The sequence below is a fragment of the Curtobacterium sp. BNK-1 genome (assembly GCF_048685235.1).
GTDB classification, from domain to species: Bacteria; Pseudomonadota; Gammaproteobacteria; order Enterobacterales; family Enterobacteriaceae; genus Pantoea; species Pantoea agglomerans.
Map to the genome: position 1 here is coordinate 2,613,100 of NZ_JBLQTJ010000001.1, position 24,903 is coordinate 2,638,002.

Consider the following 24,903-nt stretch of genomic DNA (forward strand, 5'->3'; position numbering starts at 1 on the left):
ACTCAGACCCCTAACTGAAGTCATTGAAAGGAATTTCACTCTTTTTCAGTTTCGCTACACCTTAAAGTCATCAAACTTTCATTCAACTTATTGATACTTAATGTAATTCTATTTTTACGTGACCAAAGAAATCAATCTCAGTCAAAATTATTGAAATATAATCCATTGATATTTAATGACTTTATCAGAAAGACTATTGAAATTTTTTCATCCAAAAAGTAAGCCGAATGCTCACGTTCTGCCCGACATAGTAGTTAACCCTTAATCTCTTCCTATCTAAGTAACTCAATCACCTGTTTACGCTCATCCTGCCCAAGCGCGTTTAGCAGCTCCCTACCATTCCATCTCCAGCTAACGAACTGGGAGTAATAGTATGTAAAAACGAGATCTTCATTACAAAGGTGTGCCTACATTCCAGATAGGTGCACTTGCAATAAACATCCGACAGCTGAGGATGCTTTCTGTTGGTTTTGCGTATCGTTGCGTTTGCCAGGCAAACCGGGCAAGTCATTTAGTCACAGCTCACTACTTCAGATCAAAAGCAGTATGATTTGAATAATAACTATTCAGTTTTTGTCTTTAGCAGAATTACTTATAGACTGTGGCGGTGAACCTCAATTATTCTATATTCTTAAATCCGTGTTAGAGGCAATGATCTTACAAACGAATAAGTCAGACTCCTGTTGTATGAGAAAATTAAAACCAGGTTTTTCATTTAAAAAAACGCCTGAAAACTGAATTAAACCATGGGGGATTGAAATATAGGCTAATGAAAAAACCAATACCGAATACTCTAAAATTCATATCTAGCTTATTGAAAGATAATGTAATTTTCTCTGGCAACCACCAGTCCACATGAGTTATGATCGGTCTAAACTTACAGCTCTGGTGACCATATGAACGTTTTTGAAATTGAAAGAAGACTTGCTGAAAGCGGTTTCAATGCGAAAGATATTGCTGCTTTAAGAATGCAAGCCGAAAAAAGTGGAACAACTTACCCAGCTTTACTTAAAGAGCTTAGCCTACGCTTTATTGCTTCAATGCTCCTTGTAATCATTCTTGCTGTGGTTTGGATATACACGTTTATATATAAGGATAGCCTCGCTATTACCTCATACTCAATCACAATGCTAATCATAGCTCCAATTTTTTACATTTTTACACCGATGAAGTTAGGCTACAAATCATTCCGATATACAAGAAAAAACTGACTTATTTTTTATTATCGTATATCGATTTAAGAGCGGAATAGTCGTTATATATTTCAACCCCTAATTCAAAACGGCTCATATCTTTAATACCCCGAACAAAATCGGAGTTTATGTAGTAAAAAAGACGAAAAGTTTCGGGTTTTCTAATCAGCCTAAACATGCCGTAAGCAGAGAGAGCAAGATCCATACTGCTGTAAGCAATTTCACCTGTTTTTTGATCGAACCCTAAAAACTTAGCTGCTCCAATATAGCCGTCCTTTAAGAAACCCTGGGCGTCATTTTTTCCTGTAATAACATTCATCACGCTCTCCTGGACCCCATTCACACCATGAAGTGTGAGCATTGCACCAAACCCAACCCCTATTATATTTCCGGTTGCAGCTGAAGCGGCCATGACTCCAAACCCAGCCACTACCTGTAATCCACTCAGAACTACACCTACACCATTGATAACATATCCCCAAATATCACCTTGCTGAACAAACTGTACTGAAGCATGCAATGTCGCCTGACCTGTCCGCAGAAGTTGATCTTGTTTCATGAGATTACGATGTTCTTCTTTCAGATTTTGTATACATCGCTGGCATTCATCATCGCTGGCACCTGATCGAATAGTATCCATTTGAGCGTTAATGAAAATCTTCACTTCGTCCTGAAACTGAACCCTGTTGTAGCCATCATACAAGTGAATTAAAGAGAGGTGGCCTGACGTACTAAGTAGCTGATTAGCCTCAGCATTAGCCATTGTCAGAAAGTAATCCTTAAATCGGTCTGGTTTCCAGTAGTCCATGACTGTACCTTTATGTCACTATACGTATCATTAAGGTTATTTAATCAGATTCCTCTTCTCAGGGAAAGCAAAAGGACCAGCTATGAGTACAGATCTCTTCTTAAAAATCGATGGCATTACAGGCGAATCTCAGGACAGTAATCATAAAGGCTGCATCAGCATTGAATCATTCACCTGGGGTGCAAGCCAGCCTGGTAACATGACGGTTGGTGGGGGCGGTGGCGCAGGAAAAGTTCAGTATCGTGATCTCACTGTTCAGGCGCTTATAGACAAAGCTACTCCAGCAATAATGCGTTACGTCTCCAACGGCAAGCATATTGGCAAGGTGGAGCTTTCGGTATGTAAGGCAGGAGGGAGCCAAATCGAGTATTGCCGCATTACGCTTGAAGACGTTCTTATCACCAATGTGGTTTTCAATGGCACTACAAATCGTGATCTGATTGGAGTCTCATATCAGTTCCAGGCATCAAAAGTTAAAACACAGTATTGGGAACAGTCAGCGAGTGGCGGCAAAGGTGCGGAAACTCAGTCAGGGTGGGATATTAAAGGTAATAAAGAACAGTAATGTCTCACGAACACTGAATGTTTTAGCACGTTCTGAAGCTTGTTATTTATTTAAGGTGTCTATTAGAACTGACACCTTCTTATTTTATTAAGCCGTAATTATGTCTCTCAAATTATGATAATTAATCCAATGATACAATCTTAAACACACTTATGAAGCATTAAGATAAATAACGACTCACATATTAAGCCAGAATTCGCATAAATTATGTTCATCAGAAAAAGAAACCTGCAGAATAGTTAAACGGTAATCCAAAGATAGATCCTCAATGTGGCTTAATACCAGTATTTATAGAGGCAATTTCAGAAATTTCAGCGACTTTCCCGACGACACGCCGAGGGCGTCATACCATAAACCTGCCGGAAACGATGGCTGAAGTGGGCTGAAGAGTGGTAACCACACTGAAGGGCAATATCGGTCAGCGTAAGATCGGGCCGCTCAAGCAATATCCTTGCACGATCCATACGACGGCGCATCACGAACTGGTGTGGTGCCTCGCCAGTGGTGTGACGGAACATGCGGGCAAAGTGAAACTCACTCAATGCCGCTTCCTGCGCCAGCACAGACAGGGTTAAAGGCTGATCGAGATGGGTTTCAATAAATTCCAGAACCCGCCGTAATACAGCGGGAGCCAGTCCACCCCGTACCTGGGGCAGTTGCCACTTAACTTCGCTGTAGTGCTGCAGCAGATGGGTCAGCAAGAGTGTTGATACGCTGCTCAGCGTCAGCTGGCTGGCGGGCTGTTGCCAGTCGCTGCTCAGCAGAAAGTGTCGATAGAGCTGGGTAATGCGGTCATCAACAGAGAAGATTTTCTCATGCAGGTTTAACTGCGCCGGACTGCGGTCCCAGACCCGTTCGGCCAGTTGCCGCAGCTGGTTCTCGCTGCAATAGAGATGAACAAAGGCGAGATCGGCACGCAGATCCCAGGTTGATTCCGTGCCTGCCGGCATCAGACAGAAGCGGTCCGGTGCGCCACCGTTACGCCAGCCATTCGGGGTTTTATGCCAGGTATCGTAGCCGCCCGCCACGTAAAGGCTCAGCGTGTGATGGTCGCTGAGGTTTGTCACGCGATCGCCACTATTAAACCAGGCTGCCAGCTGAATGCCGCTGTGAAGCTGCACCTGATCGCGCAGTTGTGCTTTGTGTCGTTGCAGCATGTCAAAGGTCTGGAAGCGACTCATCGGGGTATCAGTTCAGATAAACAGAGTGCCAGTTTACGGATTGCGTGGGACAGAAAACAGAGCACATCGGGACAGAGAGTAAAAATGCGCAAGATTTTGCAAACCCTGCGCAATCCGCTGCAAGACCAAAGAGCGTTGCGGGTGCAGACTCGGCGTTTTGCGGTGGAGAATCTGGTAATGAACCTGTTTTTGTATCTCTCAGTCGTGCTGATCTGGGGCACGACCTGGATTGCGATTTATGCGCAACAGTCTGCAGGCATCAGCGCCGTAACTGTCGCTGTCTTCTGGCGTTTTTTGCTGGCCTCACTGGTCATGTTATTGCTGCTAAAGCTGATAAAGCGTCTGCACAGGCTGACGCTGCAGGATCACCTTTTCTGTGTGCTGCAGGGCTGTTGCGTTTTTGGCTTTAACTTTGTCTGCTTCTATTACGCCTCTGGCTATATCAGCAGCGGACTGGAGTCGGTCATTTTCTCTATGGCTGTGATGTATAACGCCATTAACAGCTGGATATTTTTCCGTCAGCGCCCTTCAGCACGTCTGATTCCGGCGATAGTGCTCGGCATGGCGGGTATTGTTGCGTTGTTCTGGCACGATCTGCGCAGCACTCAGGCCTCGGCCGGCTTGATGTGGGGCATTGGGTTAAGTGCGCTGGGCACCCTGGGATTTTCATTCGGCAATATGATCAGTCAGCGGCATCAGCGTCTGCAACGTGACGTGCTGACAACCAACAGTTACGGCATGTTATACGGTGCGCTGATCATGGCACTGGTCACGCTGCTGCAGGGTGTTTCGCTGCAGCCGACATGGAATACACAGTGGTTTGGGGCATTGATCTATCTGGCTATCGTGGGATCGGTGATGGGATTCGGGGCCTATTTTACGCTGGTGGGACGTATCGGAGCCAGTCGGGCTGCCTATACAACGGTGCTGTTTCCGCTGGTGGCGCTGGCACTCTCTACCCGTTATGAAGGATATGAGTGGCATGCCAGCGCCATCCCTGGCCTTGTCATGATTTTACTGGGCAATGTCGTGATGTTTGCCCGTTGGCCGGCAAGTCACCGCCGGATAATCATCTGACGCGGAGGCGGGCTGAAGCCCGCGTCCGGATGGGCGTTATGCCCACTGCTGCTGAAGGAGTTTCTGTGGTTTATTGATCGCTTTACGCGCAATCCAGTAGAGCAGAACACGCTCATCGTCACTATCACGATCGGCCATCGACAGCAGTTTTAATGCCAGCGTCGATTTGGTCACAGGCTGTTGTTCTGTACTGAGTTCAATCACCGCCTGACCGATGATGCAGCAAACTTCATCCTCACTGGTGCTGGATTCATATGTCCGGTCTTTCATATTTCCTCCTGATAAGTGAACTCTTAGCCTGGCAAATAATCTGTAAACCTGCTCACAGAATCATCTGATTGAAACATTATCTTACGGCTAATTACGCTTAATTATTAAGTTGCCGCTTTGCTTACTTTTGACGCGACGTCGCTAACCTCTCCCGATGCCATTCATACCGCCTGAATGGCATTTCATTCCCCGATCCGTTCCGTTCATGCCTTTACTGCTCACGCGCGCGAATCACTGCTTTATTCTGACCGCAGTTTCCAGATTCCCGGATGGGAGAGAAAAATTATGAACCAGACTCAACAGGCTTCTTACCAGCGTGCTCGCTGGCTTACATTGTTCGGAACGGTAATCACTCAGTTCGCACTGGGGTCAGTCTACACATGGAGTTTGTTCAACGGCCAGCTGTCACAGAAGCTGGATGCGACGGTCAGTCAGGTTGCTTTTTCGTTTGGTCTGCTGAGTCTGGGGCTGGCTATTGCCTCCTCGCTGGCCGGTAAATTACAGGAACGTTTTGGCGTACGCCGCGTCACTATCGGGGCGGGTGTGCTGATGGCGCTGGGTTTCTGGCTTACCGCGCATGCTAATAACCTGATGATGCTCTATTTAAGCGCCGGGCTGCTGGTGGGTCTGGCGGATGGCGCAGGTTACCTGATGACGCTCTCAAACTGCGTGAAGTGGTTTCCGGAGCGCAAAGGGATGATCTCTGCCTGTGCGATTGGCGCTTACGGTCTGGGTAGTCTGGGATTCAAATTTATCTGCGGGGCGCTGCTGGCAACGGTGGGTCTGGAGCAGACCTTTATGATCTGGGGCGTGCTCGCGATGTCGATGATTATCCTCGGTGCACTGCTGATGCGTGATGCCCCCCTTCAGGATACCGGGAGCAGCACGAATGGTCAGCAACATGCGCGGGATTACACGCTGGCACAGTCGGTGCGTCTGCCTCAGTACTGGATGCTGGCGCTGATGTTCCTGACAGCCTGCATGAGCGGTCTCTATGTGATAGGCGTGGCCAAAGATATCGGCGAAGGGCTGGTGCATCTGACTACGCAGACCGCTGCCAGTGCGGTAACGGTGATTGCGATTGCCAACCTGAGTGGCCGTCTGGTGCTGGGCATACTGTCTGACAAAATGATGCGCATTCGGGTTATTTCACTGGCGCAAATCGTGTCGCTGATCGGGATGAGCGTGCTGCTGTTTACCCGAATGAATGAGATCACCTTCTTCCTGTCACTCGCCTGTGTAGCCTTCAGCTTTGGCGGTACCATCACGGTATTCCCGTCGCTGGTCAGTGACTTTTTCGGCCTTAACAACCTGACAAAAAACTATGGTCTGCTCTATCTCGGATTTGGTATCGGAAGCGTGCTGGGCTCACTGGTCGCCTCGCTGTTTGGCGGGTTCACCGTCACCTTCAGCCTGATTATGACGCTGCTGGTCATCTCCCTGTTCCTGTCACTCACCATCCGCTTACCACAGAGTTCTGTTACAGCAACACCTGTATTGCAACGTCATTAACCATCACGACGGGCCGCGCCAGAGCGGCCCGTTCACGTTTAGCCGCGGAATCGTGGCTCTGCCATGCCCGCCACAGAGACGTCCACCGCAAAGATATCGCCTGACTGCGGATAGCGCGCCAGCTCCTCTTCGGTGCGATCTTCCCGTGAACTGGTAATAAACAGCGTTTTAAGATCGGCGCCACCAAAGGCCACCATGGTTGGCCACTTCACCGGCAGCAGGATCTCATCGACGATTTCGCTGCTCTGGGGATCGATGCGTACTACGCGACCGCCATCAAACTGTGCGGACCAGTAAAATCCTTCGCTATCCACTGCGGCACCATCCGGCAATCCACCTTTCGCGTCGAAACGGCGGAACAGGGTGCGTTCGCCCGGTTCGCCCTGCGCGTTTAATGGATAGCGATAGAGCGCTTCATTCGGCGTGTCACTGTGATACATCCAGCGCCGGTCGGGAGAGAAGGCCAGTCCGTTGGAAATTTTAATGTCACGCGCCTTGACCTCCAGCTTCATGTCAGGCGTCACGCGGCACAGCAGCCCGCCATTTTTGTCCTGCGGTTCCCACAGGCTGCCGCACCAGAAATTCCCCCAGGGATCAACGCGGCCATCATTAAAGCGACTTTGCGCAGCCACACCGGGATTCTCTGCGATCTTTCTCTCTTGCTTACCCTGCGCATCCAGCAGCCAGACACCGCCACGTAATGCTGCTATCAGACCGCCCTGCTCACGCAGACCGATGCATCCCACCTCTTCCGCCTGCGGGAAGGTTTGCAGTTCACCGCTGACCGGATCAAAACGGTGAATGGCGGGTGCCAGAATATCGACACAGTACAGCACCTGTTCTTCCACTGACCAGAGCGGGCATTCGCCCAGTTCAGCCTGTAAAGCCAGAATATTTTTAACGTCATGCACCATGTTTCTCTCCCGTTGAACTGACATGCTAATAATGTAGTTGTAAAAACTTTCAAATGAGAATTATTTTCGCTTGATTTTGAGACTATTCTCTTTGATAGTATTTACTATTCAGTTCATTCTTATTTCTTTATTATTCTCCGCTGTAAACGACAGCACTCTGAAATATTCCGTCATACCTTCTTAAATAACTCTACAAAGCCTGCATCTTCACTCCACTTTTCCAGCGTAGTGTCATAGTCATTGGAAAAGAGGAGAAGCTTCCGATGAAGAGATTAATTAAAGTCGCTTCGGTGGTTGCGCTGATGACCTTATTAAGTGGTTGTATCATCAGCCCCAGACACGACAATGGCTGGCACCGCGGGGGTGGCGGCGGATATCATGGAGGCTACTATGGAGGTTATCACGGTGGGTATCATGGCGGTCACCATCGCCGCTAACGGGCAAAGATGTCACACAGCATAAAATAAAAGCATTAAACTTTAAGGGCGGGATAATTATCCCGCCCGTTTTATTTAGCTTTTCACAGCATAATTACACTGGAACCACGCTTTCTGCAGTCCCGGAATATGACTCTCCTGCGCAGGTAACGCCTCGACTTTATCAAAGCCTTTATTACTGCAGTAATTCGCCAGATCAATATTCATTGCATCACGATTGACCTTTACCGGGTCAAAACGGTACTGCACGGTATTTGAGCCTGGATCTTCATCTACACGTTCAAATGCCCCGGGTTTGCTGGCAGTACATCCACTCAGCAAAATCAGCGCCAGTGCGCCGGTTATTAGTTTTTTCATTTAGTTATCCTCACGTTGCCGCGCAGTTTATGACGCAGCATGCCGCGCATCCATAGGATTAATGCGCGAAAGTTCAAAACTTGAGAAGCTTTTACCGATTAATGTAATACGATTAAACGGCTATCACTATCATGCACGGCGTGACAAGATGCATTCAGACAAAACGAAGACTGCACCACACCAGGAAATGCCAAAAATAAAAATCTGTTCCTCTCTTCCCTGCCCGCGCTTAGCGGGCTTTTTTTCGCCCGCCATTCCGCTGCTCCGCTGCCGCTTACTGGCCAGTCAGTGCAATCATTCTACGTAACAGGTTAGCGGCGCGCTTGTCAGGTAATGCCAGAATCGCGCTGTAGAGATCAATCGACATGGCACACAGCGATGAGCGATCAACCGCCGTGTCGGCAGGCATATTCAGCTGCTGCAGCTTATCCCCCCACTGCTGATAGAGCCGGGCGACAATTTTTTGCAGATCATCCTGCGCCAGCGCCTTATCCAGTGGCTGATCGGGCAATGGACTGTTCAGCAGCAGCTGCTCCATGGCATCCGCCTCTTTGCGATTCAGCGACGGCGGCAGTGTGGTCAGCAGATTGATGCCGCCACTCACCTGCGGATAGAGATAACGGAAGCAGAGGCCCGGATCGATTTGGTTCAGCGCCCGCATCTCTTCAACCGAGACGCTGATATAGTTGACGACCGCCGCATCAGTTCCGCGCATCAGACGCTGATTAATCACCTCAATCAGCCAGCCACGTAGCTCGCCCGTCGCCTTCTCAGCTGGTTCCCCCGCCCGGATGCGCCGGGTCAACTCCTGGGTCAGCAACAGCCATAACGCCGGTTCCTGAGTCTGCAGCACCCGATAACCCGGCATCTTTGCCAGTTGATTTACCGCCTGCTCACGCTGACTGGCCTGCAACTGATGCGGCGCAACCCAGCTGAACCAGAGCAGATTCGCCAGTATCAGGGGCAGCAGAAAGATGATCAGCCCCTGCCACAAACGCAGCCGGGTGGTTTTGATCAGCACAATTACAATCAGCGCCAGCAGCGCAAACGCGGCCAGCGTAATAAAAAGCAGAGCATTCATGCGGCGGGATTAATCCTTACGCACATCGATCAGCACAGGACAGTGAGCGCGCTCAATAACCGATGCGCTGACTGAGCCTTTTAACAGCCGATTCAAAGAGGAGAGATGGCGACGTCCCATGATAATCATGCTGGCCTTAAGCTGTTGCGACTGGGCAACGATAGTATCTGCCGCGTCACCCGCCAGAATCATGCCCCGCGCATTAATGCCCGCACGCAGTAACGGAGCCAGTGCATGGCGCACCACCATTTCTGCCGTATTCTGCTCATCCTGCGCAGCCACAAAATCGGCCGGATCTTCACCCGCATCAATTTCCATTGGCTGATTACAGGAGGAGTAAGCGGGATCGACGCAGCACAGCACGACCACCTCGGCGCGATGCGCCAGCGCTTCTTCAATGGTTAAGGCGACCACTTTTTCCGCTACCGGAGAGTGATCAATGGCCATCAGCAGGGTTTTCATCGAATGCTTATCCTTCTATCGCGGCGACTTTGCCGATTTCACGCACCAGTGCCTCTTTACACTTCAGCATCTCGTCACGAAAACGGGCTTCGTGTCGCAGAAAACGTGCAGAAGGCACCAGCAAAGAGACAGAAAAACGACCAAACAGCGTATCCAGCGCAAACGCCATGGTAGAGATACCTTCCAGCGTTTCACCGCGATCCACGGCGATACCGGTTTCGCGCACTTCCCTGATAAGTTGCAGCAACTGAGGCAGCGTTTTCACCGTCATATCGGTTAACTCCTGCCAGGCGTCGCCAACAATCGTCCGTACATCTTTTTCACACTCCAGCGCCAGCAACGCCCGTCCACCGGAGGTGCTGTAGAGCGGCAGATTGAGTCCCATATGCGGAACCACCCGAAGCTCACGCGACGCCACCACGTGGTGAATAATCGCCAGCTGACTGCCGCTGGCGCGCGCCAGCGAGACGGTTTCATTGGTGTCGGAAGAGAGTTTTTCCAGCAGCGGACTGACCAGATCAACCACATCGGTATGTACGCTGGAGATCAGTTTTAACAGCGCCGGCCCCAGACGCAATCCGCCCGCCCCGCTGCTGCGCACCAGCTCTGCGCTGTCGAGCGCGGCAACAATACGCTGCACCGTTGAGCGCGGCAGTTCGACCGCCTGAGCGATCTCACCGAGGCTCATGCCGCCGGGCTGTTCGCCAAGCGCATTAAGAATTTTTGCCGCACGGGCGATGACCTGTATACCGCCCGTTTTTTCATCCTCGCGGCTGGAGGGTTGATGTGCCATAGCGTCGTCCTGTTTGAGCTGCCTTACTGTAGCGCGAATGCCGCACTTTTTACAGCCTGTACCACATTGCAATACAGTATACCGGGATGTAATATTACGACCTGTATCACATCGCAGTACACTGCATCATAATAACGAGATCGCCTGCAATGAACGCTAAGCCTGCCGCCGCGCCGGCCCCTCATCCTTTTACACTGCAACTGGCACTGGGATTAGTCGGCGTGCTCATCGCCGCCCTGACCTCCGGGCTGAACGATCGCGTCAGTGATATCGCGCTGGCCGATATCCGTGCCGCGATCGGCATCAGTTACGATCAGGGTAGCTGGATTATCTCTGGCTATCAGGCGGCAGAAGTGGCCGCCATGATGATTGCGCCCTGGTTTGCCGTCACCCTGTCGCTGCGGCGTTTTACGTTAGGCGTGTCGGCGGGATTTATGCTGACCGGCATTCTGCTGCCGCTGGTGCGGGATCCGACGCTGTTTATCAGCCTGCGCGTATTGCAGGGCCTGTTTGGCGGCGCCTTACCGCCAATGCTGATGACGGTCGCCCTGCGCTTTCTGCCGCCGCCCTTTAAACTTTTTGGCCTGGCGGGCTATGCCCTGACTGCGACGTTTGGTCCCAATATGGCGGCCTCGCTGGCCTCGTTGTGGACCGATCACGTCAACTGGATGATGGTGTTCTGGCAGGTCGTGCCGTTGATGCTGATCGCTATGCTGCTGACAGGATGGGGATTGCCCCAGGATCCGCTGCGACCGGAACGCTTTCAGCAGATCGATCTGTTCGGCATGGTGACCGGCTGCAGTGGTGTTGCGCTGCTGATTCTGGTGCTGACCCAGGGTGAGCGCCTCGACTGGCTGAACTCGCCACTGATTACCGGTATGTTGCTCACCGCGCTGCCGCTGCTGCTGGTTTTCCTGATTAATGAGTGGTTTCACCCGCTGCCGCTGTTTAAATTGCAGATGCTCCGACGGCCAAATCTGGCGCATGGCTTGCTGGGCCTGGCCTGCGTGCTCATCCTTGGGCTTTCTGGCTCCGCGCTGCCTTCGGCCTATTTTGCTCAGGTCAGCGGCTTTCGCACCCTTGAGTTTGCCCCGCTGGCGCTGGCGGTGGGTCTGCCGCAACTGCTGATCGCACCGCTGATTGCAGCCCTGCTGAATATCCGCTGGATCGACTGCCGCTGGATGCTGACGGCGGGCGTCGGCTTGCTGGTGACCTCCTGTCTGCTGGGCACACAGATCACCAGTGACTGGGCAAGACAGAATTTCTGGCTGCTGCAGATCCTGCAGGCGTTCGGACAACCGATGATCATTTTGCCGATACTGATGAGCGCCACCAGCGTTGTGGCCCCGCCAGAAGGCCCGTTTGCCTCGGCAATGTTTAATACGGTGCGCGGCTTTTCCAGCATCGCTGCCTCTACGCTGGTTGAGGTTTTCCTTTCGCATCGTGAGCAGTTTCACTCCAGTGTGCTGATTAATCAGGCGGCCAGTCGCAGCTGGCTGATGACAGCGCCGACGGCCAGTCAGGCCAGCAGCAGCTTGCCGCTGTTGCCGGATGGCAGCATCAGCGCCGCCGATAATCTCAGCGGATTCGCTTCCCTGGTCAGGCATCAGGCCACGATCCTTGGTCTGAGCGACAGCTGGCTGATGCTGACCGGCTTTGCCGCCTGCCTGTTATTGCTTACCGCCATCCTGCCAAAACGGGTGTGGCCGCCTCAAACTTTGATTCAAAACCCTTCCCGGAATAACTGAATATGCGTGCTTTCGAAATGAAAAGAACCCTGCTGCTGAGTCTGTTGCTGCTGGTGTTACTGGCCATCGCTTTTGTGGTCTGGTCACTGATGACCGGCAACGATCACCGCACCAACGACGCTTACGTCAATGCGGACTACACCCTGGTGGCACCGAAAGTCTCGGGCTACATCAGCCACGTGCAGGTGCAGGATAATCAGCAGGTCAAAGCGGGTCAGCTGCTGGCGACGCTGGACGATCGTGACTATCGTGTGGCGCTGGAAAGTGCGGAGGCTGACCTGCAGGTGAGCCAGGCGAAACTGCTGAGCAGTCAGGCACAGCTGGAGCAGCAGCAGTCGGTGATTGATCAACAGAAAGCCAGCGTCGCGGCCAGCGAAGCCTCTGCGCAGTATGCCGGTCAGAGCGCCGATCGTTATAACCGCCTCTATAAAAGCGGTACCGTGGCAGCCGACGATCAGCAGAAAGCCAGCTCAAACCAGCGCTCGGCGCTGGCAGCCGTGCATCAGAGTCAGGCCGCGCTGGCGTCGGCAGTAAAACAGGTGGGGGTGTTACAGGCGGCGGTGCGTTCTGCGGAAGCGGATGTTGCAGCGGCGAAGGCCAGCGTCGATCAGGCCAGGCTGAATCTCTCCTACACGCGCATTACTGCGCCCGTTGACGGCATGGTAGGTCAGCGCTCGGTGCGGACCGGCGCGTACGTATCAGCCGGCACCCGTCTGCTGGCGGTGGTGCCACTGCAGCAAACCTACATTACCGCTAACTATCTTGAGACGCAGTTAAGCGATGTGCGTCCCGGCCAGCGGGTGCGGATCCGGGTGGACGCCCTGCCGGGCGAGACCTTTACCGGTCATGTGGACAGCATCGCACCGGCCACCGGCGCAACTTTTTCGGCGATCTCTCCCGATAACGCCACCGGCAACTACACTAAAGTCGTTCAACGTCTGCCGGTGAAAATTGTGCTGGATGGCGACCAACAGCATCTGGCTCAGTTACGTGTAGGCATGTCGGCGATCCCTGAAATCGAAGTGCCGTAAAATTGTGAGCAATATCTCAGAACGGACCTATTTCATTTGGGGAGGATTACGCGTAAATTAGCGCTCGATCCTGTTCTGAGTTATTCAGATCAACCCGGAAAAGAGCAGACCATGACTGTAAATGGCGATCTCTTTTCCACATCTGTTCGCGTTGCACTGGTTTGGGATCGCCATCATCGTAACCGCTCAGAGGAGTTGCTTTGTGAAATATGCCTTGATGGGAATATCTTTTTTCGCGTTACTTTGGTTCGGAACCTTTGTTCTGCTGCTGAAGTAATGGCGTGACAGTGCCGCCACGGGGCGACCCTTGAGTCGCCCCTGCTGGCTGTCAGCGTTCTTCTTCCATTTTTATGCTGCCTGGCAATATGCCATCGGCACGAAACATCGCTTTAATTCCCCGTACCGCCTGACGAATACGATCGCTGTTCTCTATCAGCGCAAAACGCACGTGCGTGTCGCCATAGTCGCCAAACCCGATACCGGGCGAGACACAGACTTTCGCCTCCTGCAGCAGTTGCTTAGCGAACTCCAGCGACCCAAGATGTGCGTAATGATCCGGTATTTTTGCCCAGACGTACATTGAGGCTTTCGGGTTATCCACCATCCAGCCCGCTTCATGCAATCCTTTGACCAGCACATCACGGCGGCGTTTGTACTGCTCTGCGATGTCGCGCACGCACTGTTGATCCCCTTCCAGCGCCGCAATCGCCGCCACCTGCAGTGGCGTAAAGGTGCCGTAGTCATGATAACTTTTGATTCGCGCCAGCGCGGCGACCAGCTCTTTGTTGCCCACCATGAAACCGATACGCCAGCCCGCCATGTTGTAGCTTTTTGACAGGGTAAAGAATTCGACGGCGACATCACGCGCGCCCGGCACCTGCATAATCGATGGCGCTTTCCAGCCATCGTAGACGATGTCGGCATAGGCCAGATCGTGGATCACCAGCACGTTGTACTGCTTCGCCAGCGCAATCACCCGTTCGAAAAAGTCGAGCTCCACACACTGTGCGGTGGGGTTGGACGGGAAGCCGAGGATCATCATTTTTGGCTTGGGATAGCTCTCGCGAATGGCGCGTTCCAGCTCATTGAAGAAGTCGACACCCGCCACCAGCGGCACCGAGCGTACCTGCGCCCCGGCAATCACCGCACCGTAGATATGGATCGGATAGCTGGGATTGGGCACCAGCACGGTATCACCGTGATCCAGCGTCGCCAGCATCAGGTGCGCCAGCCCCTCTTTGGAACCGATGGTGACAATCGCCTCTGATTCAGGATTGATCTCAACCTGATAGCGATCGGCGTACCAGCGCGAGATCGCCCGGCGCAGGCGCGGAATACCGCGAGAAGTGGAATAACCGTGGGTATCGTCACGCTGCGCCACCTGGCATAACTTTTCGACGATGTGTGGCGGAGTCGGACCATCCGGGTTGCCCATTGAAAAGTCGATGATATCTTCGCCGCGCCGACGCGCAGCCATCTTCAGTTCAGCGGTGATGTTGAAAACGTAAGGGGGTAAACGTTCGATACGCGAGAAACGACGGGGTGTGCTGTTATCAGCCATGATGTCCTCTGGATTACGTAAGCGCCCGGACCGTCCGAGCGACGCGGGTCACTGTGGTGACCCGTTACGAACATAACGTGGCGAGGATCATTTTGTCGAGAGTGGCGGAAAATATTTTTATTTTTGCGGATTCAGCCGCCCCAGCAGCCAATCGTTCACCCAGCAGCCGTTCAGCAGATAATTATCCCGTAGCGTGCCCTCCAGCTGAAAGCCGTTTTTCTCCAGAATACGGCGTGACGCCCAGTTCCCTTCAATCACCATCGCTTTGAGTTTGTGGAAATCGGCTTCAAGCAAAAACTGACACAGCGCCGCCAGGGCTTCGCTGCCATACCCCTGACCGCAGTGACGATGCAGCAGCATATAGCCCACCTCCGCCTGACGGTATGGCTCCCATTCGGGGCTGCAGCCAAACAGGCCAATCGGCTCACCGTTGTCACGACGTCGCGCAACCAGGCAGAGCATATGAAAACTGCTCGCCTGCCAGGGGGCCAGACGCTCGGTGAAGCGCTGGCGGATATCCGCTTCATCGGGGATTTCGCTCACCCAGGTCATGGTGTCGCGATCTTCATGGACGGCACGAAACAGTTGCCAGTCTTCTGGCTGTAATTTACTCAGGGTTAATCTGGCGGTGACTAGTTGCATCTGCTGCTCCCGATGGGCGCGGTTTTCCAGCGGTCACTGGCGCACCTCATCGCGCAACATAGCAAAACGGCACCTTAGCGACCAGCCTCTGCAGGGCGAAAAACTGTTCCCCTTTAATGCACTCAACCTTTCCTCTTTTTGCCCATATGCCGTAAAAATTGATCTGAAGCACTAACTCCCACCGTGATTGATCGGGACGCTAGCGGTTCGCGATCACATTTTTTATCATAGAGGCACTTTCCATTGCCGACGAGTCGCCTGTGTCCTCCCACTTCACGATGTTACTGGCAGTATTTGACCGCGCCGCCCTGATGCTGATCTGCCTGTTCTTCCTGACACGCACCCGCCCGTTTCGTCAGCTGCTGCAAAAAGATGAACACACCCGTGCGGAGAAAGTGGCGGTTACTGCCATCTTTTCCCTGTTTGCGCTGTTCAGTACCTGGTCGGGTGTCGATGTCGATGGTTCACTGCTGAATGTGCGGGTCATCGCCGTGATGGCGGGTGGCATTCTGTTTGGTCCCTGGGTCGGGATCGCCACCGGGGTTATTGCCGGTCTGCACCGTTTTCTGATCGATATTCACGGCGTAACCTCCGTGCCCTGCCTGATTACCAGCATCATTGCCGGTATCGTTGCGGGCGGTATTAATCGCCGGGTACTGAAAGAGCACCGCTGGCGTGCCGGTATCGTCGGCGGCATGCTCTGTGAAGCCCTGACGATGTTGTTGATTGTTGTGTGGGCGCACCCCACCTCACTCGGGCTGGCGATTGTGTCAGAAATTGCTCTGCCGATGATCCTCGGTGCCTCCAGTATCGGCATCATTGTGCTGCTGGTGCAGAGCGTCGAGGGGGAAAAAGAGGCGATTGCCGCCCGCCAGGCCAAGCTGGCGCTGGAGATCGCCAATAAAACCCTGCCGCTGTTCCGTCAGGTGAACAGCGACTCGCTGCGCAACATCTGTGACATTATCCGACGGGAGATCAAAGCCGATGCGGTGGCGATGACCGATAAAAAACAGATTCTGGCCTACGTCGGCTATGGCGAACATAATTATAAACATGGGGATGATGGCATCAGCCCCACCACGGCGCAGTCGATCGCCAGCGGTAAAATTATCATTAAGAACAACGATGAAGCGCATCGCACCAAAGATATTCACTCCATGATCGTGATCCCGCTGTGGGAGAAAGGCAAAGTCACCGGCACGCTGAAAATCTACTATCGCCGCGCACACCGTATTACCGGCTCGCTGAAGGAGATGGCGATCGGCCTGTCACAAATCATCTCAACCCAGCTTGAAGTATCGCGTGCCGAGCAGTTACGCGAGATGGCTAATAAAGCGGAACTGCGTGCGCTGCAAAGTAAAATAAATCCTCATTTCCTGTTCAACGCCCTGAATGCTATCTCCTCTTCTATCCGGCTCAATCCCGATACCGCCCGTCAGCTGGTGATAAATCTGTCACGCTATCTGCGCTACAACCTGGAACTGAACGACGATGAGCTAATCGACATCCGTAAAGAGCTGTGGCAGGTGAAAGATTACATCGCCATCGAGCAGGCCCGGTTTGGCGATAAGCTGACGATGATCTATGACGTCGATGAGGATCTCCATTTTCTGCTGCCGAGTCTGCTGATCCAGCCTCTGGTGGAGAATGCCATTGTCCATGGCATCCAGCCCTGTAAAGGCAAAGGCGTGGTGACGCTGAGCGTCCGTGATCTGGGCGATCAGGTACGGATCTCGGTGCGGGACACCGGTCAGGGCATCAGTGACGAAGTGATAGCACGGGTGGCGCGTAACGAAATGCCCGGTAATAAAATCGGCCTGCTCAATGTGCATCATCGGGTAAAACTTTTGTCGGGTCAGGGATTGAATATCGTGCGGCATCAGCCGGGCACCGAGATTTCCTTTACGCTGAGTAAGAATGGCCAGCGCCTGGCGGAGAATCTGTTATGAAAGCCATTATTGTGGAAGATGAATTCCTGGCGCAGCAGGAGCTGAGCTGGATGATTCAGCATCACAGCAAAATCGAGATTGAAGCCTGTTTTGACGATGGTCTGGACGTGCTGAAGTACCTGCAACAGCATCGGGTTGATGTGATTTTCCTCGATATCAACATCCCCTCACTGGATGGCATGCTGCTGGCACAGAATATCCATCAGTTTGCCCACAAGCCACTGATTGTCTTTATTACCGCGTGGAAAGAGCATGCGGTAGAAGCGTTTGAGCTGGAGGCGTTTGACTACATTCTCAAGCCCTACCAGGAGTCGCGGATTGTTACCATGCTGAACAAGCTCGAAGCCACAGCGCAGGCGCAGCAGGCGGTCAGCCATCTCAGCGCCACGCCCGCGCCGCAGACGGTCAACCTGATCAAAGATGAGCGCATTATCGTCACTGACGTGAATGATATTTACTACGTTGAGGCGCATGAGAAGCTGACGTTTGTTTATACCCGGCGCGAATCCTACGTGATGTCGATGAATATTACCGAGTTCTGTTCACGCCTGCCGGAACAGCAATTTTTCCGCTGCCACCGCTCTTACTGCGTCAGCCTCAGCAAGATTCGTGAAATCGAGCCGTGGTTTAACAATACCTATCTGCTGAAGCTGCGCGATCTGGAGTTTCAGGTGCCGGTCAGCCGCAGTAAGGTGAAGCAGTTTCGACAGCTGATGCGCCTGTAGCGCAGGAGGGTTAAAGGCCTGTTCAGAAAGGGGGGGGCGAAGCAGGAGAGCAGCAGCAAAAAATCCGGGGGGTTTTCCCGATCCTGCCCCGCTGAAGCAGGCCGATCGGGAAAATCGCTCGCGCGCAGAATGGCAGTACGCGCGCGAGGTAAAGCAGAATCAGATTTCGCGACCCAGCGTCTGGCGCAGATGCGCGCCCGCGCCCAGCAGGCCAGGCTGGTCGTGCGTAATCATATAAACCGGGATGCTGGCAACATAGTCGCGGAAGCGGCCTTTATCTTCAAACGCCGCACGGAAACCCGACGACTTAAAGAACTCCAGGAAGCGTGGCACGATGCCACCGGCAATATAGACACCACCAAAGGTGCCAAGATTCAGCGCCAGGTTGCCGCCGAAACGGCCCATGATGACGCAGAACATTGACAGCGCGCGACGGCAGTCGGTGCAGCTGTCATCCAGCGCACGCTGGCTGACATCTTTCGGCTTCAGTTTTTCCGGCACGCGATTATCCACTTTAACAATCGCACGATAGAGGTTAACCAGACCGGCACCTGACAGCACACGTTCCGCTGAAACATGGCCCAGCTCTTCGCGCAGCACTTCCAGGATCTGATCTTCTTCTTCGCTGTTGGCAGCGAAGTCGACATGACCGCCCTCACCTGGCAGGCTGACCCAGCGCTTGTCCACATGCACCAGATGGCTGACGCCTAATCCGGTGCCGGCACCATAAATCGCGATAGGTTTATCTTTGACTGGCTCTGTACCGCCAAACTGAATCACGTTTTCGGCGGTCAGCATCGGGATCGCCATGGATACCGCAGTGAAGTCGTTAATGATTTCCAGGTGTTCAAAACCGATGTTCTCTTTGAGCTTGCGCGTGGAAAACGCCCAGTCATGGTTGGTCATTTCAACCCAGTCATCGGTAATCGGGCAGGCAATGGCAATACAGCCATCTTTAACGTCCTGCTGTTGTTCATCAAGATAGTGGCGGATGACGGCTTCGAGGCTGTCGTATTCTGATGTTGAGAATGTTTTGGCCTGGGTGATGCTGCCGCTTTCCACCTCACACAGGGCGAGGCGTGCGTTAGTACCGCCGACATCGCCGACCAAGGCATAGGTTGTCATTCTTCTGTTGCTCCGCTTGGGGTCTTAAGAGTTGGAGGACACTATAAAATTCTGCCCATAAAACAACAACGCTCACCGGTGCGATTGGTGAGCGTCTTACTCAGGTGTGCTACAGCCTAACCGCGATAGTCCACCCTGCACAGCGGCAACTATCTGAATCTTAGCCGCCGTTGCGTTGATTCAGGCAGGCGGTGACTTTTCGTAGCAGTGGCGGCAAATCCTCTTTCTGCATGACGACTTCAACCAGAGAGAGCCACTTCGGCTCTGAGAGTCGCGCCATCACTTCCTCTAACTGCACCGTTTCACTGATACGCCAGCTCTGCGCCTGGCCCTGCAGGCTAAGGGCGTGCGGTAAGGCCGTCCAGTTCCATTGGGCAATATCATTGTAACGTTGTGTTGCGCCATGAATCGCCCGTTCAACGGTATAGCCTTCATTATTCAGCAAAAAGAGTATCAGCCGCTGCTGGTCGCGCAGCATCGAACCCAGTTCCTGAATTGTCAGCTGCGCCGAACCGTCTCCGATGATCAGGATAACCCGGCGATCAGGATCGGCAGTCTGCGCGCCAAATGCTGCCGGAAGAGTATAGCCGATTGATCCCCATAATGGCTGAACCACCAGCTGCGCCTGCGAGGGCAATCTTAACGCGGCGGCCCCAAAGGCGGCTGTCCCCTGCTCGGCCAGAATAAGGTCGCCGGGTTGCAGGAATGCCTGCATCGCCTGCCAGAACGCCTGCTGGCTGATCGCTGCCGCCGGTTCTGCAGGCTGCGCGGCGGGCGGCGTGGCGCCGGGTTGCCACTGCTGGCCATAGCGTTCAAACAGCGGCAGCAGCTCGCTCAGCGCATCCGCCATCGACAGCGGCGCAAAATTTTCACCGCCCACGCTGGCGCTGAAGGGCTGCAGATCAATCAGTCGCTCAGGGTTAAACTGCTGCGTGAAGCCTGCAGTAATGGTGTCGGTAAATCGCACCCCGACGCAGATCGCCACATCCACCTGCTCGATCTGTTCGCACACCTGACCTGCGCTGGCCTCACCGGCATAGGTACCGACGTAACCCGGCTGCTGTTCATCCAGAACCCCCTTGCCCATCAGCAGGCTGGCACAGGGAATCGCACACTGTTCACGCAGCGCGGCCAGTGCGGACTGCTGCTGCCAGCGCAGCGCAAGAAAATCGGCCAGCAGTGAAACCCGCTGCGCCGGTGCCAGCAAACGTTCCGCCGCATCGCTGAAAGCGCGACGCGCAGCGGGCGAAGAGGATTGATGACTGTTCAGGGGCTGCGCGGGTGGCTGCACCTCCATGGCCGCCACGTCGACGGCCAGCGACAAATAGCCGGGACGACGGGCCTGCAGCGCACTGACGATCACCCGATCAATCTCAGCCGTGGCGTTGTCGGCGGTAAGCTGTGCCGTTGCCGCACTGACTTCTGTGGCCATGCGAATAAAATGCTGGAAATCGCCATCGCCCAGCGAATGATGAACACAATCCCCCTGCAACTGGGCCTGCGTCGCAGGCGCGCCAACGATATGGATCACCGGCAGATACTCGGCATAACTGCCCGCAATGCCATTAATCGCGCTGAGCTCGCCCACACCAAAGGTGGTCAAAAGCGCTCCCGCGCCGTTGCAGCGTGCATAACCGTCTGCCGCATAGGCTGCGTTAAGCTCATTAGCGCAGCCTACCCAGCTGATGGCCGGATGGGCGATGACGTGGTCAAGAAATTGCAGGTTATAGTCGCCCGGCACGCCAAACAGATGCTTTACACCAATCTCCTGCAGACGGGTCAGCAGGTAATCTCCAACAGTGAACGTGGACATTGCGCATTCCTTTCAGGGAAGAGTCGGGTTAAGTATCTGACACAGGATGAAATTAGCGAGGCGTGCCGCTATTTTAGCCAGCCGCAATGGCTGGAAAGGCGACGTTACGCTGGCGGAATATTCTGTAAAAATGCGAATTGCAGCGCGCTGTCACTGAGTGTAACCGTATACACTGATAGACTTTTGGCACATATCCCCGTTTTTACCCAGGAGCGCTGAATGTCCCTTTTCCCTCATCCCGATCGCTATCAACAGATGGAATATCGCCGCAGCGGCCGCAGCGGAATCAAACTGCCCGCCATTTCGCTGGGACTGTGGCATAACTTTGGTGACAGTACCCGGGTCGATAACAGCCGTGAGCTGCTGCGTCATGCGTTTGACCTTGGCATCACGCACTTCGACTTAGCCAACAATTACGGTCCACCCCCTGGCTCAGCCGAAGAGAACTTCGGGCGTATTCTGCGGGAAGATTTTCGTGCCCATCGTGATGAGCTGATCATCTCCACTAAAGCGGGCTATACCATGTGGCAGGGGCCTTATGGGGATTGGGGTTCGCGTAAATATCTGGTCGCCAGTCTGGATCAGAGCCTGAAGCGAATGGGGCTGGAGTATGTGGATATTTTCTATCATCACCGTCCCGATCCGGAAACCCCGCTGGAAGAGACGATGCGCGCGCTGGATCATGTGGTGCGCCAGGGCAAAGCGCTTTACGCTGCCCTTTCTAACTATCCGGCCGATCTCGCCGCCGAAGCGATAGCTATCCTGCGCGATCTCGGCACCCCTTGTCTGATTCACCAGCCGCGCTATTCGATGTTTGAACGCACACCTGAGCAGGGATTGATTCAGACGCTGGGCGATGCGGGCGTCGGCTGTATCGCCTTCTCTCCGCTGGCAGGCGGCGTGCTCACCGATCGCTATCTGCAGGGCATTCCGGAAGATTCGCGCGCGGCCAGCGGCAGCAAGTTCCTGAATGAGAACCAGCTGACGGATGAGAAGATGGAGAAAGTCCGCAAGCTTAATGCTATTGCGCAGCAGCGCGAACAGAAGCTGGCGCAGATGGCGCTGGCGTGGGTGCTGCGCGATGAGCGTGTGACTTCAGTACTGATCGGAGCCAGCAAAACAGCCCAGATCGATGACGCGGTGGCGATGCTCGCTCGCCGTCAGTTCAGCGACAGCGAGTTAGCTGCGATTGACGCGGCGCTGCTGTAACGGTTTTAGCGCCCGGCTGAGGCCGGGCGTTTTCTGCGCCAGAATAGTCTCAAACCCCTTTCTCTCCCCAATTTCCTCACAATCTTCCGACACAATGATGCGGTAACAACAGCAATACGCAGGCATAATCGCTGCGCCGCAACAGCGTCAGACTGTTGATGAGGAGAAGAAAATGAAAAGAGCCCTTATTTTTGCTGCCCTGCTGGCCCTGTTGTCGCCGCTGGCACACCACACAGCCCGGGCCTCCAGTGCCTCTATTACTCTGGCCCCCGGCGTCACCCTGAATCTTGGCGATCGCGATCGCCGTGGCTATTACTGGGATGGTGGTCGCTGGCGTGAACCGCGCTGGTGGAACGACCGCTATTCTTACAACGAACGCCGCTGGTGGCGACACGAAGAGTGGCGTCGTCAGCAGCAGTGGGAGCGCGAACGCCGCTGGCATGAGCGCGACCGTGAGCGTCGCTGGGAACATCAGTATCGCCGCGATCGTGATCGTGGCTGGGATCATCATGACCGTCGTGGGCCTGACCATCACGGACACGATCGCCATTAATAAAAACGCCCGGCAGAACCGGGCGTTTCAGACAACACAAAGACTTCAATCAGTGTGATTCTGGCCGCAACGCATAAACTCAACGCGCAGGGAACACGGTCAGAAGAGGAAAGCGTCCCGCGCCATGGACAAAAACGCCGGGAGCGTTTTTGAACAACGCAACGCGTTGGCCCGGCTACGGGCGCACCTCAGGGATGAGGTGCGTAATCGCGCGGGCCGAGCATGTCATGGATGACGGATTTTGCGTCTTTCCGATCTGACCGTGTTTCCTGCGCTGGCTCGGTATCACTGCGAACCTGGCCAGACGTTGCCAACAAGAAAATGCCCGGCATAGCCGGGCGTTTTCTTGTTTACCATAACCGCTACAGCCCCAGCGCTTCACCCACCAGCAGGTAAAGATTTAGCGTAATCACCAGCAGCACGATCAGTCGCCCGGTGTTCTGCATCAGACGCGAGTTAACCATATCATCGCCCATCAGCTCGCGGTTGCCGGTAAAGGAGAGCAGCGGAATCAACGCCAGCGCAATACCAAAACTCAGCAGCACCTGACTCATTACCAGAACCCTTGTCGGGTCCCAGCCGGCCCAGATGACAATAAAAGAGGGCAGCATGGTGACGGTTCGGCGCACCCACAGGGGAATATGGAAGTGGATAAAGCCCTGCATCACCACCTGCCCCGCCAGCGTACCGACCACCGTTGAAGATAATCCGGCGGCCACCAGGCTCAGACCAAACACCGTCGCCGCCGCCTGACCTAACAGCGGTTGCAACGTCAGATAGGCCTGATCGAGTTCAGCGATTTTACTGTGCCCGCTGAAGTGAAACGCCGCTGCGGCAGTCGCCATCATTGCCAGGTTAACAAATCCGGCGATGGTCATGGCAATCGCCACATCCAGTTTAGTTGAGGAGTACCGCTGACCTTTGCTGTCCTCACTTTTGCCCTGCGTCAGCGCGGAGTGCAGGTAAATCACGTGCGGCATAATGGTCGCACCCAGCACACCCGCCGCCAGGAATACGGCATCCGACGTTGGTAACGCGGGCAGCGCCATACCGATCACCAGCTCTTTGACACTGGGCTGAGAGAAGAAGAGTTCGACGATATAGGCCGCCGCCACAAACAGCAGCAGTCCGCCAATCACCAGCTCCAGCGGCTTTTGCCCACGGCTCTGTAACATCAATATCAGGAACGTGGCGATGCCTGTCAGCACCGCGCCCTGCATCAAAGAAATGCCGAGCAGCAGTTTGAACCCCAGCGCGGCACCGATAAATTCCGCCAGGTCAGTGGCCATGGCGATAATTTCCGCCTGCACCCAGTAAAACCAGACGGCAGGCCGGGGAAAACGATCGCGGATGTGTTCAGCGAGGTTTTTGCCGGTAGCGATACCCAGCTTGGCTGACATCAGCTGAATAAGCATGGCCATGATGTTGGCCCATACCACCACCCACAGCAATTTGTAGCCGTAAGCAGCGCCCGCCTGAATGTTGGTCGCAAAGTTGCCCGGATCGATATAGCCGATAGCGGCGATAAAAGCGGGCCCCAGTAGTGCGAGTTTGACTTTTCTGACTCCGCGAGCGGCGCGCTCGGCGGTACGACTTTCAAACATATCCGGTACCCTGTCTGAACATTTGCCTGCCCCGGCAGCTTAGGGGTTAGCAGGTGCAAGTGAAATTCGTTTGTTGTTATCGGTGTAATAGATGCTGCTATAAAGTATAGCCATTGCTATACATTACAGTAAAGGATGTGATTGCTAAAAATGTGAGCAATAGTGTCACTTTACGCCCGGTGTAAAATTCAGACAATAATTATGTGGTTATCTGAAGTGAAGTATTTGTAAACAGGACGTGATCTCTGGAACTTTTCTGGAAAATATAACGATAGCGAATACTTATATTGTGG

At 53.7% G+C, this 24,903-nt stretch carries 25 protein-coding genes; 11 read left to right on the forward strand and 14 right to left on the reverse strand.

Annotated elements, in window-relative coordinates; translation table 11 throughout:
* Nucleotides 1-322: 322 nt before the first annotated feature.
* Nucleotides 323-511, reverse strand: a complete 189-nt coding sequence (locus ACMGGP_RS12285; protein ID WP_321166637.1) for an ogr/Delta-like zinc finger family protein — start codon at nt 509-511, stop codon at nt 323-325.
* Nucleotides 512-896: 385 nt separating this feature from the next.
* Here ACMGGP_RS12285 and ACMGGP_RS12290 point away from each other — a divergent pair, with 385 nt between their 5' ends.
* Nucleotides 897-1,211, forward strand: coding sequence for a hypothetical protein (locus ACMGGP_RS12290; protein WP_033778703.1), 315 nt, complete (start codon nt 897-899; stop codon nt 1,209-1,211).
* A 1-nt stretch (nt 1,212) separates the two neighbouring features.
* Here the strand turns inward: ACMGGP_RS12290 and ACMGGP_RS12295 are convergent, their stop codons facing one another.
* A complete protein-coding gene (locus tag ACMGGP_RS12295) occupies nt 1,213-2,001 on the reverse strand; it encodes a DUF4225 domain-containing protein (protein ID WP_498798477.1) in 789 nt (262 codons plus the stop codon).
* 82 nt (nt 2,002-2,083) lie between these two features.
* On the opposite strand from ACMGGP_RS12295, the gene ACMGGP_RS12300 reads away from it, so the two are divergent.
* Nucleotides 2,084-2,566 (forward strand): Hcp family type VI secretion system effector, encoded by a 483-nt coding sequence (locus ACMGGP_RS12300; RefSeq protein WP_086906201.1) that lies wholly within the window; start codon nt 2,084-2,086, stop codon nt 2,564-2,566.
* 311 nt (nt 2,567-2,877) lie between these two features.
* On the opposite strand, the gene ACMGGP_RS12305 is transcribed toward ACMGGP_RS12300, so the two are convergent.
* Nucleotides 2,878-3,747, reverse strand: coding sequence for a helix-turn-helix domain-containing protein (locus ACMGGP_RS12305; RefSeq protein ID WP_498798478.1), 870 nt, complete (start codon nt 3,745-3,747; stop codon nt 2,878-2,880).
* A 177-nt stretch (nt 3,748-3,924) separates the two neighbouring features.
* Here ACMGGP_RS12305 and ACMGGP_RS12310 point away from each other — a divergent pair, with 177 nt between their 5' ends.
* Nucleotides 3,925-4,824, forward strand: coding sequence for a DMT family transporter (locus ACMGGP_RS12310; RefSeq protein ID WP_498798479.1), 900 nt, complete (start codon nt 3,925-3,927; stop codon nt 4,822-4,824).
* 36 nt (nt 4,825-4,860) lie between these two features.
* Here ACMGGP_RS12310 and ACMGGP_RS12315 read toward each other — a convergent pair whose 3' ends face one another.
* The gene (locus ACMGGP_RS12315; RefSeq protein WP_010257893.1) at nt 4,861-5,094 is read right to left on the reverse strand and encodes a hypothetical protein; all 234 of its coding nucleotides are present in this window, start codon (nt 5,092-5,094) and stop codon (nt 4,861-4,863) included.
* Between the two features lie 285 nt (nt 5,095-5,379).
* Here ACMGGP_RS12315 and ACMGGP_RS12320 point away from each other — a divergent pair, with 285 nt between their 5' ends.
* Entirely contained in the window at nt 5,380-6,606 is a 1,227-nt protein-coding gene (locus tag ACMGGP_RS12320) for an L-lactate MFS transporter (protein ID WP_498798480.1), read from the forward strand.
* Nucleotides 6,607-6,644: 38 nt separating this feature from the next.
* Here ACMGGP_RS12320 and ACMGGP_RS12325 read toward each other — a convergent pair whose 3' ends face one another.
* From ACMGGP_RS12325 to ACMGGP_RS12345, 5 genes are all read right to left on the reverse strand, one after another.
* Nucleotides 6,645-7,520, reverse strand: a complete 876-nt coding sequence (locus ACMGGP_RS12325) for an SMP-30/gluconolactonase/LRE family protein (RefSeq protein ID WP_187506597.1) — start codon at nt 7,518-7,520, stop codon at nt 6,645-6,647.
* 512 nt (nt 7,521-8,032) lie between these two features.
* Entirely contained in the window at nt 8,033-8,314 is a 282-nt protein-coding gene (locus tag ACMGGP_RS12330) for a putative periplasmic lipoprotein (RefSeq protein WP_033758553.1), read from the reverse strand.
* A 274-nt stretch (nt 8,315-8,588) separates the two neighbouring features.
* Complete coding sequence (locus ACMGGP_RS12335; RefSeq protein WP_010257881.1) at nt 8,589-9,395, reverse strand: hypothetical protein; 807 nt, start codon at nt 9,393-9,395, stop codon at nt 8,589-8,591.
* Between the two features lie 9 nt (nt 9,396-9,404).
* Complete coding sequence (locus ACMGGP_RS12340) at nt 9,405-9,857, reverse strand: universal stress protein (RefSeq protein ID WP_010257878.1); 453 nt, start codon at nt 9,855-9,857, stop codon at nt 9,405-9,407.
* 7 nt (nt 9,858-9,864) lie between these two features.
* Complete coding sequence (locus tag ACMGGP_RS12345; protein ID WP_010257875.1) at nt 9,865-10,650, reverse strand: IclR family transcriptional regulator; 786 nt, start codon at nt 10,648-10,650, stop codon at nt 9,865-9,867.
* A gap of 149 nt (nt 10,651-10,799) precedes the next feature.
* Here ACMGGP_RS12345 and ACMGGP_RS12350 point away from each other — a divergent pair, with 149 nt between their 5' ends.
* From ACMGGP_RS12350 to ypdK, 3 genes are all read left to right on the forward strand, one after another.
* On the forward strand, nt 10,800-12,398 hold the full coding sequence (locus ACMGGP_RS12350) for an MFS transporter (RefSeq protein WP_498798481.1): 1,599 nt from the start codon (nt 10,800-10,802) through the stop codon (nt 12,396-12,398).
* A gap of 2 nt (nt 12,399-12,400) precedes the next feature.
* The gene (locus tag ACMGGP_RS12355) at nt 12,401-13,429 is read left to right on the forward strand and encodes an HlyD family secretion protein (RefSeq protein WP_010257869.1); all 1,029 of its coding nucleotides are present in this window, start codon (nt 12,401-12,403) and stop codon (nt 13,427-13,429) included.
* A 202-nt stretch (nt 13,430-13,631) separates the two neighbouring features.
* Nucleotides 13,632-13,706, forward strand: coding sequence for a membrane protein YpdK (ypdK, locus tag ACMGGP_RS12360; protein WP_099257831.1), 75 nt, complete (start codon nt 13,632-13,634; stop codon nt 13,704-13,706).
* A gap of 51 nt (nt 13,707-13,757) precedes the next feature.
* On the opposite strand, the gene alaC is transcribed toward ypdK, so the two are convergent.
* Both alaC and ACMGGP_RS12370 read right to left on the reverse strand, forming a co-directional pair.
* Nucleotides 13,758-14,990: an alanine transaminase gene (gene alaC / locus ACMGGP_RS12365; RefSeq protein ID WP_498798482.1), complete on the reverse strand. Its 1,233-nt coding sequence runs from the start codon at nt 14,988-14,990 to the stop codon at nt 13,758-13,760.
* A 117-nt stretch (nt 14,991-15,107) separates the two neighbouring features.
* Entirely contained in the window at nt 15,108-15,632 is a 525-nt protein-coding gene (locus tag ACMGGP_RS12370) for a GNAT family N-acetyltransferase (protein ID WP_031292218.1), read from the reverse strand.
* A gap of 260 nt (nt 15,633-15,892) precedes the next feature.
* Between ACMGGP_RS12370 and ACMGGP_RS12375 the strand changes: the two genes are divergently transcribed.
* Nucleotides 15,893-17,581, forward strand: coding sequence for a LytS/YhcK type 5TM receptor domain-containing protein (locus tag ACMGGP_RS12375; protein ID WP_498798483.1), 1,689 nt, complete (start codon nt 15,893-15,895; stop codon nt 17,579-17,581).
* Entirely contained in the window at nt 17,578-18,306 is a 729-nt protein-coding gene (locus ACMGGP_RS12380) for a LytR/AlgR family response regulator transcription factor (RefSeq protein WP_003848909.1), read from the forward strand. Before ACMGGP_RS12375 ends, ACMGGP_RS12380 begins: the two co-directional genes overlap by 4 nt.
* A gap of 159 nt (nt 18,307-18,465) precedes the next feature.
* On the opposite strand, the gene glk is transcribed toward ACMGGP_RS12380, so the two are convergent.
* Together glk and ipdC are read right to left on the reverse strand one after the other, a co-directional pair.
* Nucleotides 18,466-19,431 carry a glucokinase gene (gene glk, locus ACMGGP_RS12385; RefSeq protein WP_498798484.1) on the reverse strand — a complete coding sequence of 322 codons (966 nt, stop codon included), beginning with the start codon at nt 19,429-19,431 and terminating at the stop codon, nt 18,466-18,468.
* 160 nt (nt 19,432-19,591) lie between these two features.
* Nucleotides 19,592-21,244 (reverse strand): indolepyruvate decarboxylase, encoded by a 1,653-nt coding sequence (ipdC, locus tag ACMGGP_RS12390; protein WP_167430177.1) that lies wholly within the window; start codon nt 21,242-21,244, stop codon nt 19,592-19,594.
* 219 nt (nt 21,245-21,463) lie between these two features.
* On the opposite strand from ipdC, the gene mgrA reads away from it, so the two are divergent.
* The gene (gene mgrA, locus ACMGGP_RS12395; protein ID WP_010257851.1) at nt 21,464-22,453 is read left to right on the forward strand and encodes an L-glyceraldehyde 3-phosphate reductase; all 990 of its coding nucleotides are present in this window, start codon (nt 21,464-21,466) and stop codon (nt 22,451-22,453) included.
* 172 nt (nt 22,454-22,625) lie between these two features.
* Complete coding sequence (locus tag ACMGGP_RS12400) at nt 22,626-23,006, forward strand: DUF2502 domain-containing protein (RefSeq protein WP_249654717.1); 381 nt, start codon at nt 22,626-22,628, stop codon at nt 23,004-23,006.
* Nucleotides 23,007-23,368: 362 nt separating this feature from the next.
* Here the strand turns inward: ACMGGP_RS12400 and ACMGGP_RS12405 are convergent, their stop codons facing one another.
* The gene (locus tag ACMGGP_RS12405; protein WP_010257845.1) at nt 23,369-24,610 is read right to left on the reverse strand and encodes an Nramp family divalent metal transporter; all 1,242 of its coding nucleotides are present in this window, start codon (nt 24,608-24,610) and stop codon (nt 23,369-23,371) included.
* Nucleotides 24,611-24,903: the final 293 nt, after the last annotated feature.

What these genes read in the sequence shown, in the direction of transcription:
- ACMGGP_RS12285 (WP_321166637.1), bottom strand. Translation starts at nt 511, where the DNA reads ATGACTTGCCCGGTTTGCCTGGCAAACGCAACGATACGCAAAACCAAC.
- ACMGGP_RS12290 (WP_033778703.1), top strand. Translation starts at nt 897, where the DNA reads ATGAACGTTTTTGAAATTGAAAGAAGACTTGCTGAAAGCGGTTTCAAT.
- ACMGGP_RS12295 (WP_498798477.1), bottom strand. Translation starts at nt 2,001, where the DNA reads ATGGACTACTGGAAACCAGACCGATTTAAGGATTACTTTCTGACAATG.
- ACMGGP_RS12300 (WP_086906201.1), top strand. Translation starts at nt 2,084, where the DNA reads ATGAGTACAGATCTCTTCTTAAAAATCGATGGCATTACAGGCGAATCT.
- ACMGGP_RS12305 (WP_498798478.1), bottom strand. Translation starts at nt 3,747, where the DNA reads ATGAGTCGCTTCCAGACCTTTGACATGCTGCAACGACACAAAGCACAA.
- ACMGGP_RS12310 (WP_498798479.1), top strand. Translation starts at nt 3,925, where the DNA reads ATGAACCTGTTTTTGTATCTCTCAGTCGTGCTGATCTGGGGCACGACC.
- ACMGGP_RS12315 (WP_010257893.1), bottom strand. Translation starts at nt 5,094, where the DNA reads ATGAAAGACCGGACATATGAATCCAGCACCAGTGAGGATGAAGTTTGC.
- ACMGGP_RS12320 (WP_498798480.1), top strand. Translation starts at nt 5,380, where the DNA reads ATGAACCAGACTCAACAGGCTTCTTACCAGCGTGCTCGCTGGCTTACA.
- ACMGGP_RS12325 (WP_187506597.1), bottom strand. Translation starts at nt 7,520, where the DNA reads ATGGTGCATGACGTTAAAAATATTCTGGCTTTACAGGCTGAACTGGGC.
- ACMGGP_RS12330 (WP_033758553.1), bottom strand. Translation starts at nt 8,314, where the DNA reads ATGAAAAAACTAATAACCGGCGCACTGGCGCTGATTTTGCTGAGTGGA.
- ACMGGP_RS12335 (WP_010257881.1), bottom strand. Translation starts at nt 9,395, where the DNA reads ATGAATGCTCTGCTTTTTATTACGCTGGCCGCGTTTGCGCTGCTGGCG.
- ACMGGP_RS12340 (WP_010257878.1), bottom strand. Translation starts at nt 9,857, where the DNA reads ATGAAAACCCTGCTGATGGCCATTGATCACTCTCCGGTAGCGGAAAAA.
- ACMGGP_RS12345 (WP_010257875.1), bottom strand. Translation starts at nt 10,650, where the DNA reads ATGGCACATCAACCCTCCAGCCGCGAGGATGAAAAAACGGGCGGTATA.
- ACMGGP_RS12350 (WP_498798481.1), top strand. Translation starts at nt 10,800, where the DNA reads ATGAACGCTAAGCCTGCCGCCGCGCCGGCCCCTCATCCTTTTACACTG.
- ACMGGP_RS12355 (WP_010257869.1), top strand. Translation starts at nt 12,401, where the DNA reads ATGCGTGCTTTCGAAATGAAAAGAACCCTGCTGCTGAGTCTGTTGCTG.
- alaC (WP_498798482.1), bottom strand. Translation starts at nt 14,990, where the DNA reads ATGGCTGATAACAGCACACCCCGTCGTTTCTCGCGTATCGAACGTTTA.
- ACMGGP_RS12370 (WP_031292218.1), bottom strand. Translation starts at nt 15,632, where the DNA reads ATGCAACTAGTCACCGCCAGATTAACCCTGAGTAAATTACAGCCAGAA.
- ACMGGP_RS12380 (WP_003848909.1), top strand. Translation starts at nt 17,578, where the DNA reads ATGAAAGCCATTATTGTGGAAGATGAATTCCTGGCGCAGCAGGAGCTG.
- glk (WP_498798484.1), bottom strand. Translation starts at nt 19,431, where the DNA reads ATGACAACCTATGCCTTGGTCGGCGATGTCGGCGGTACTAACGCACGC.
- ipdC (WP_167430177.1), bottom strand. Translation starts at nt 21,244, where the DNA reads ATGTCCACGTTCACTGTTGGAGATTACCTGCTGACCCGTCTGCAGGAG.
- mgrA (WP_010257851.1), top strand. Translation starts at nt 21,464, where the DNA reads ATGTCCCTTTTCCCTCATCCCGATCGCTATCAACAGATGGAATATCGC.
- ACMGGP_RS12400 (WP_249654717.1), top strand. Translation starts at nt 22,626, where the DNA reads ATGAAAAGAGCCCTTATTTTTGCTGCCCTGCTGGCCCTGTTGTCGCCG.
- ACMGGP_RS12405 (WP_010257845.1), bottom strand. Translation starts at nt 24,610, where the DNA reads ATGTTTGAAAGTCGTACCGCCGAGCGCGCCGCTCGCGGAGTCAGAAAA.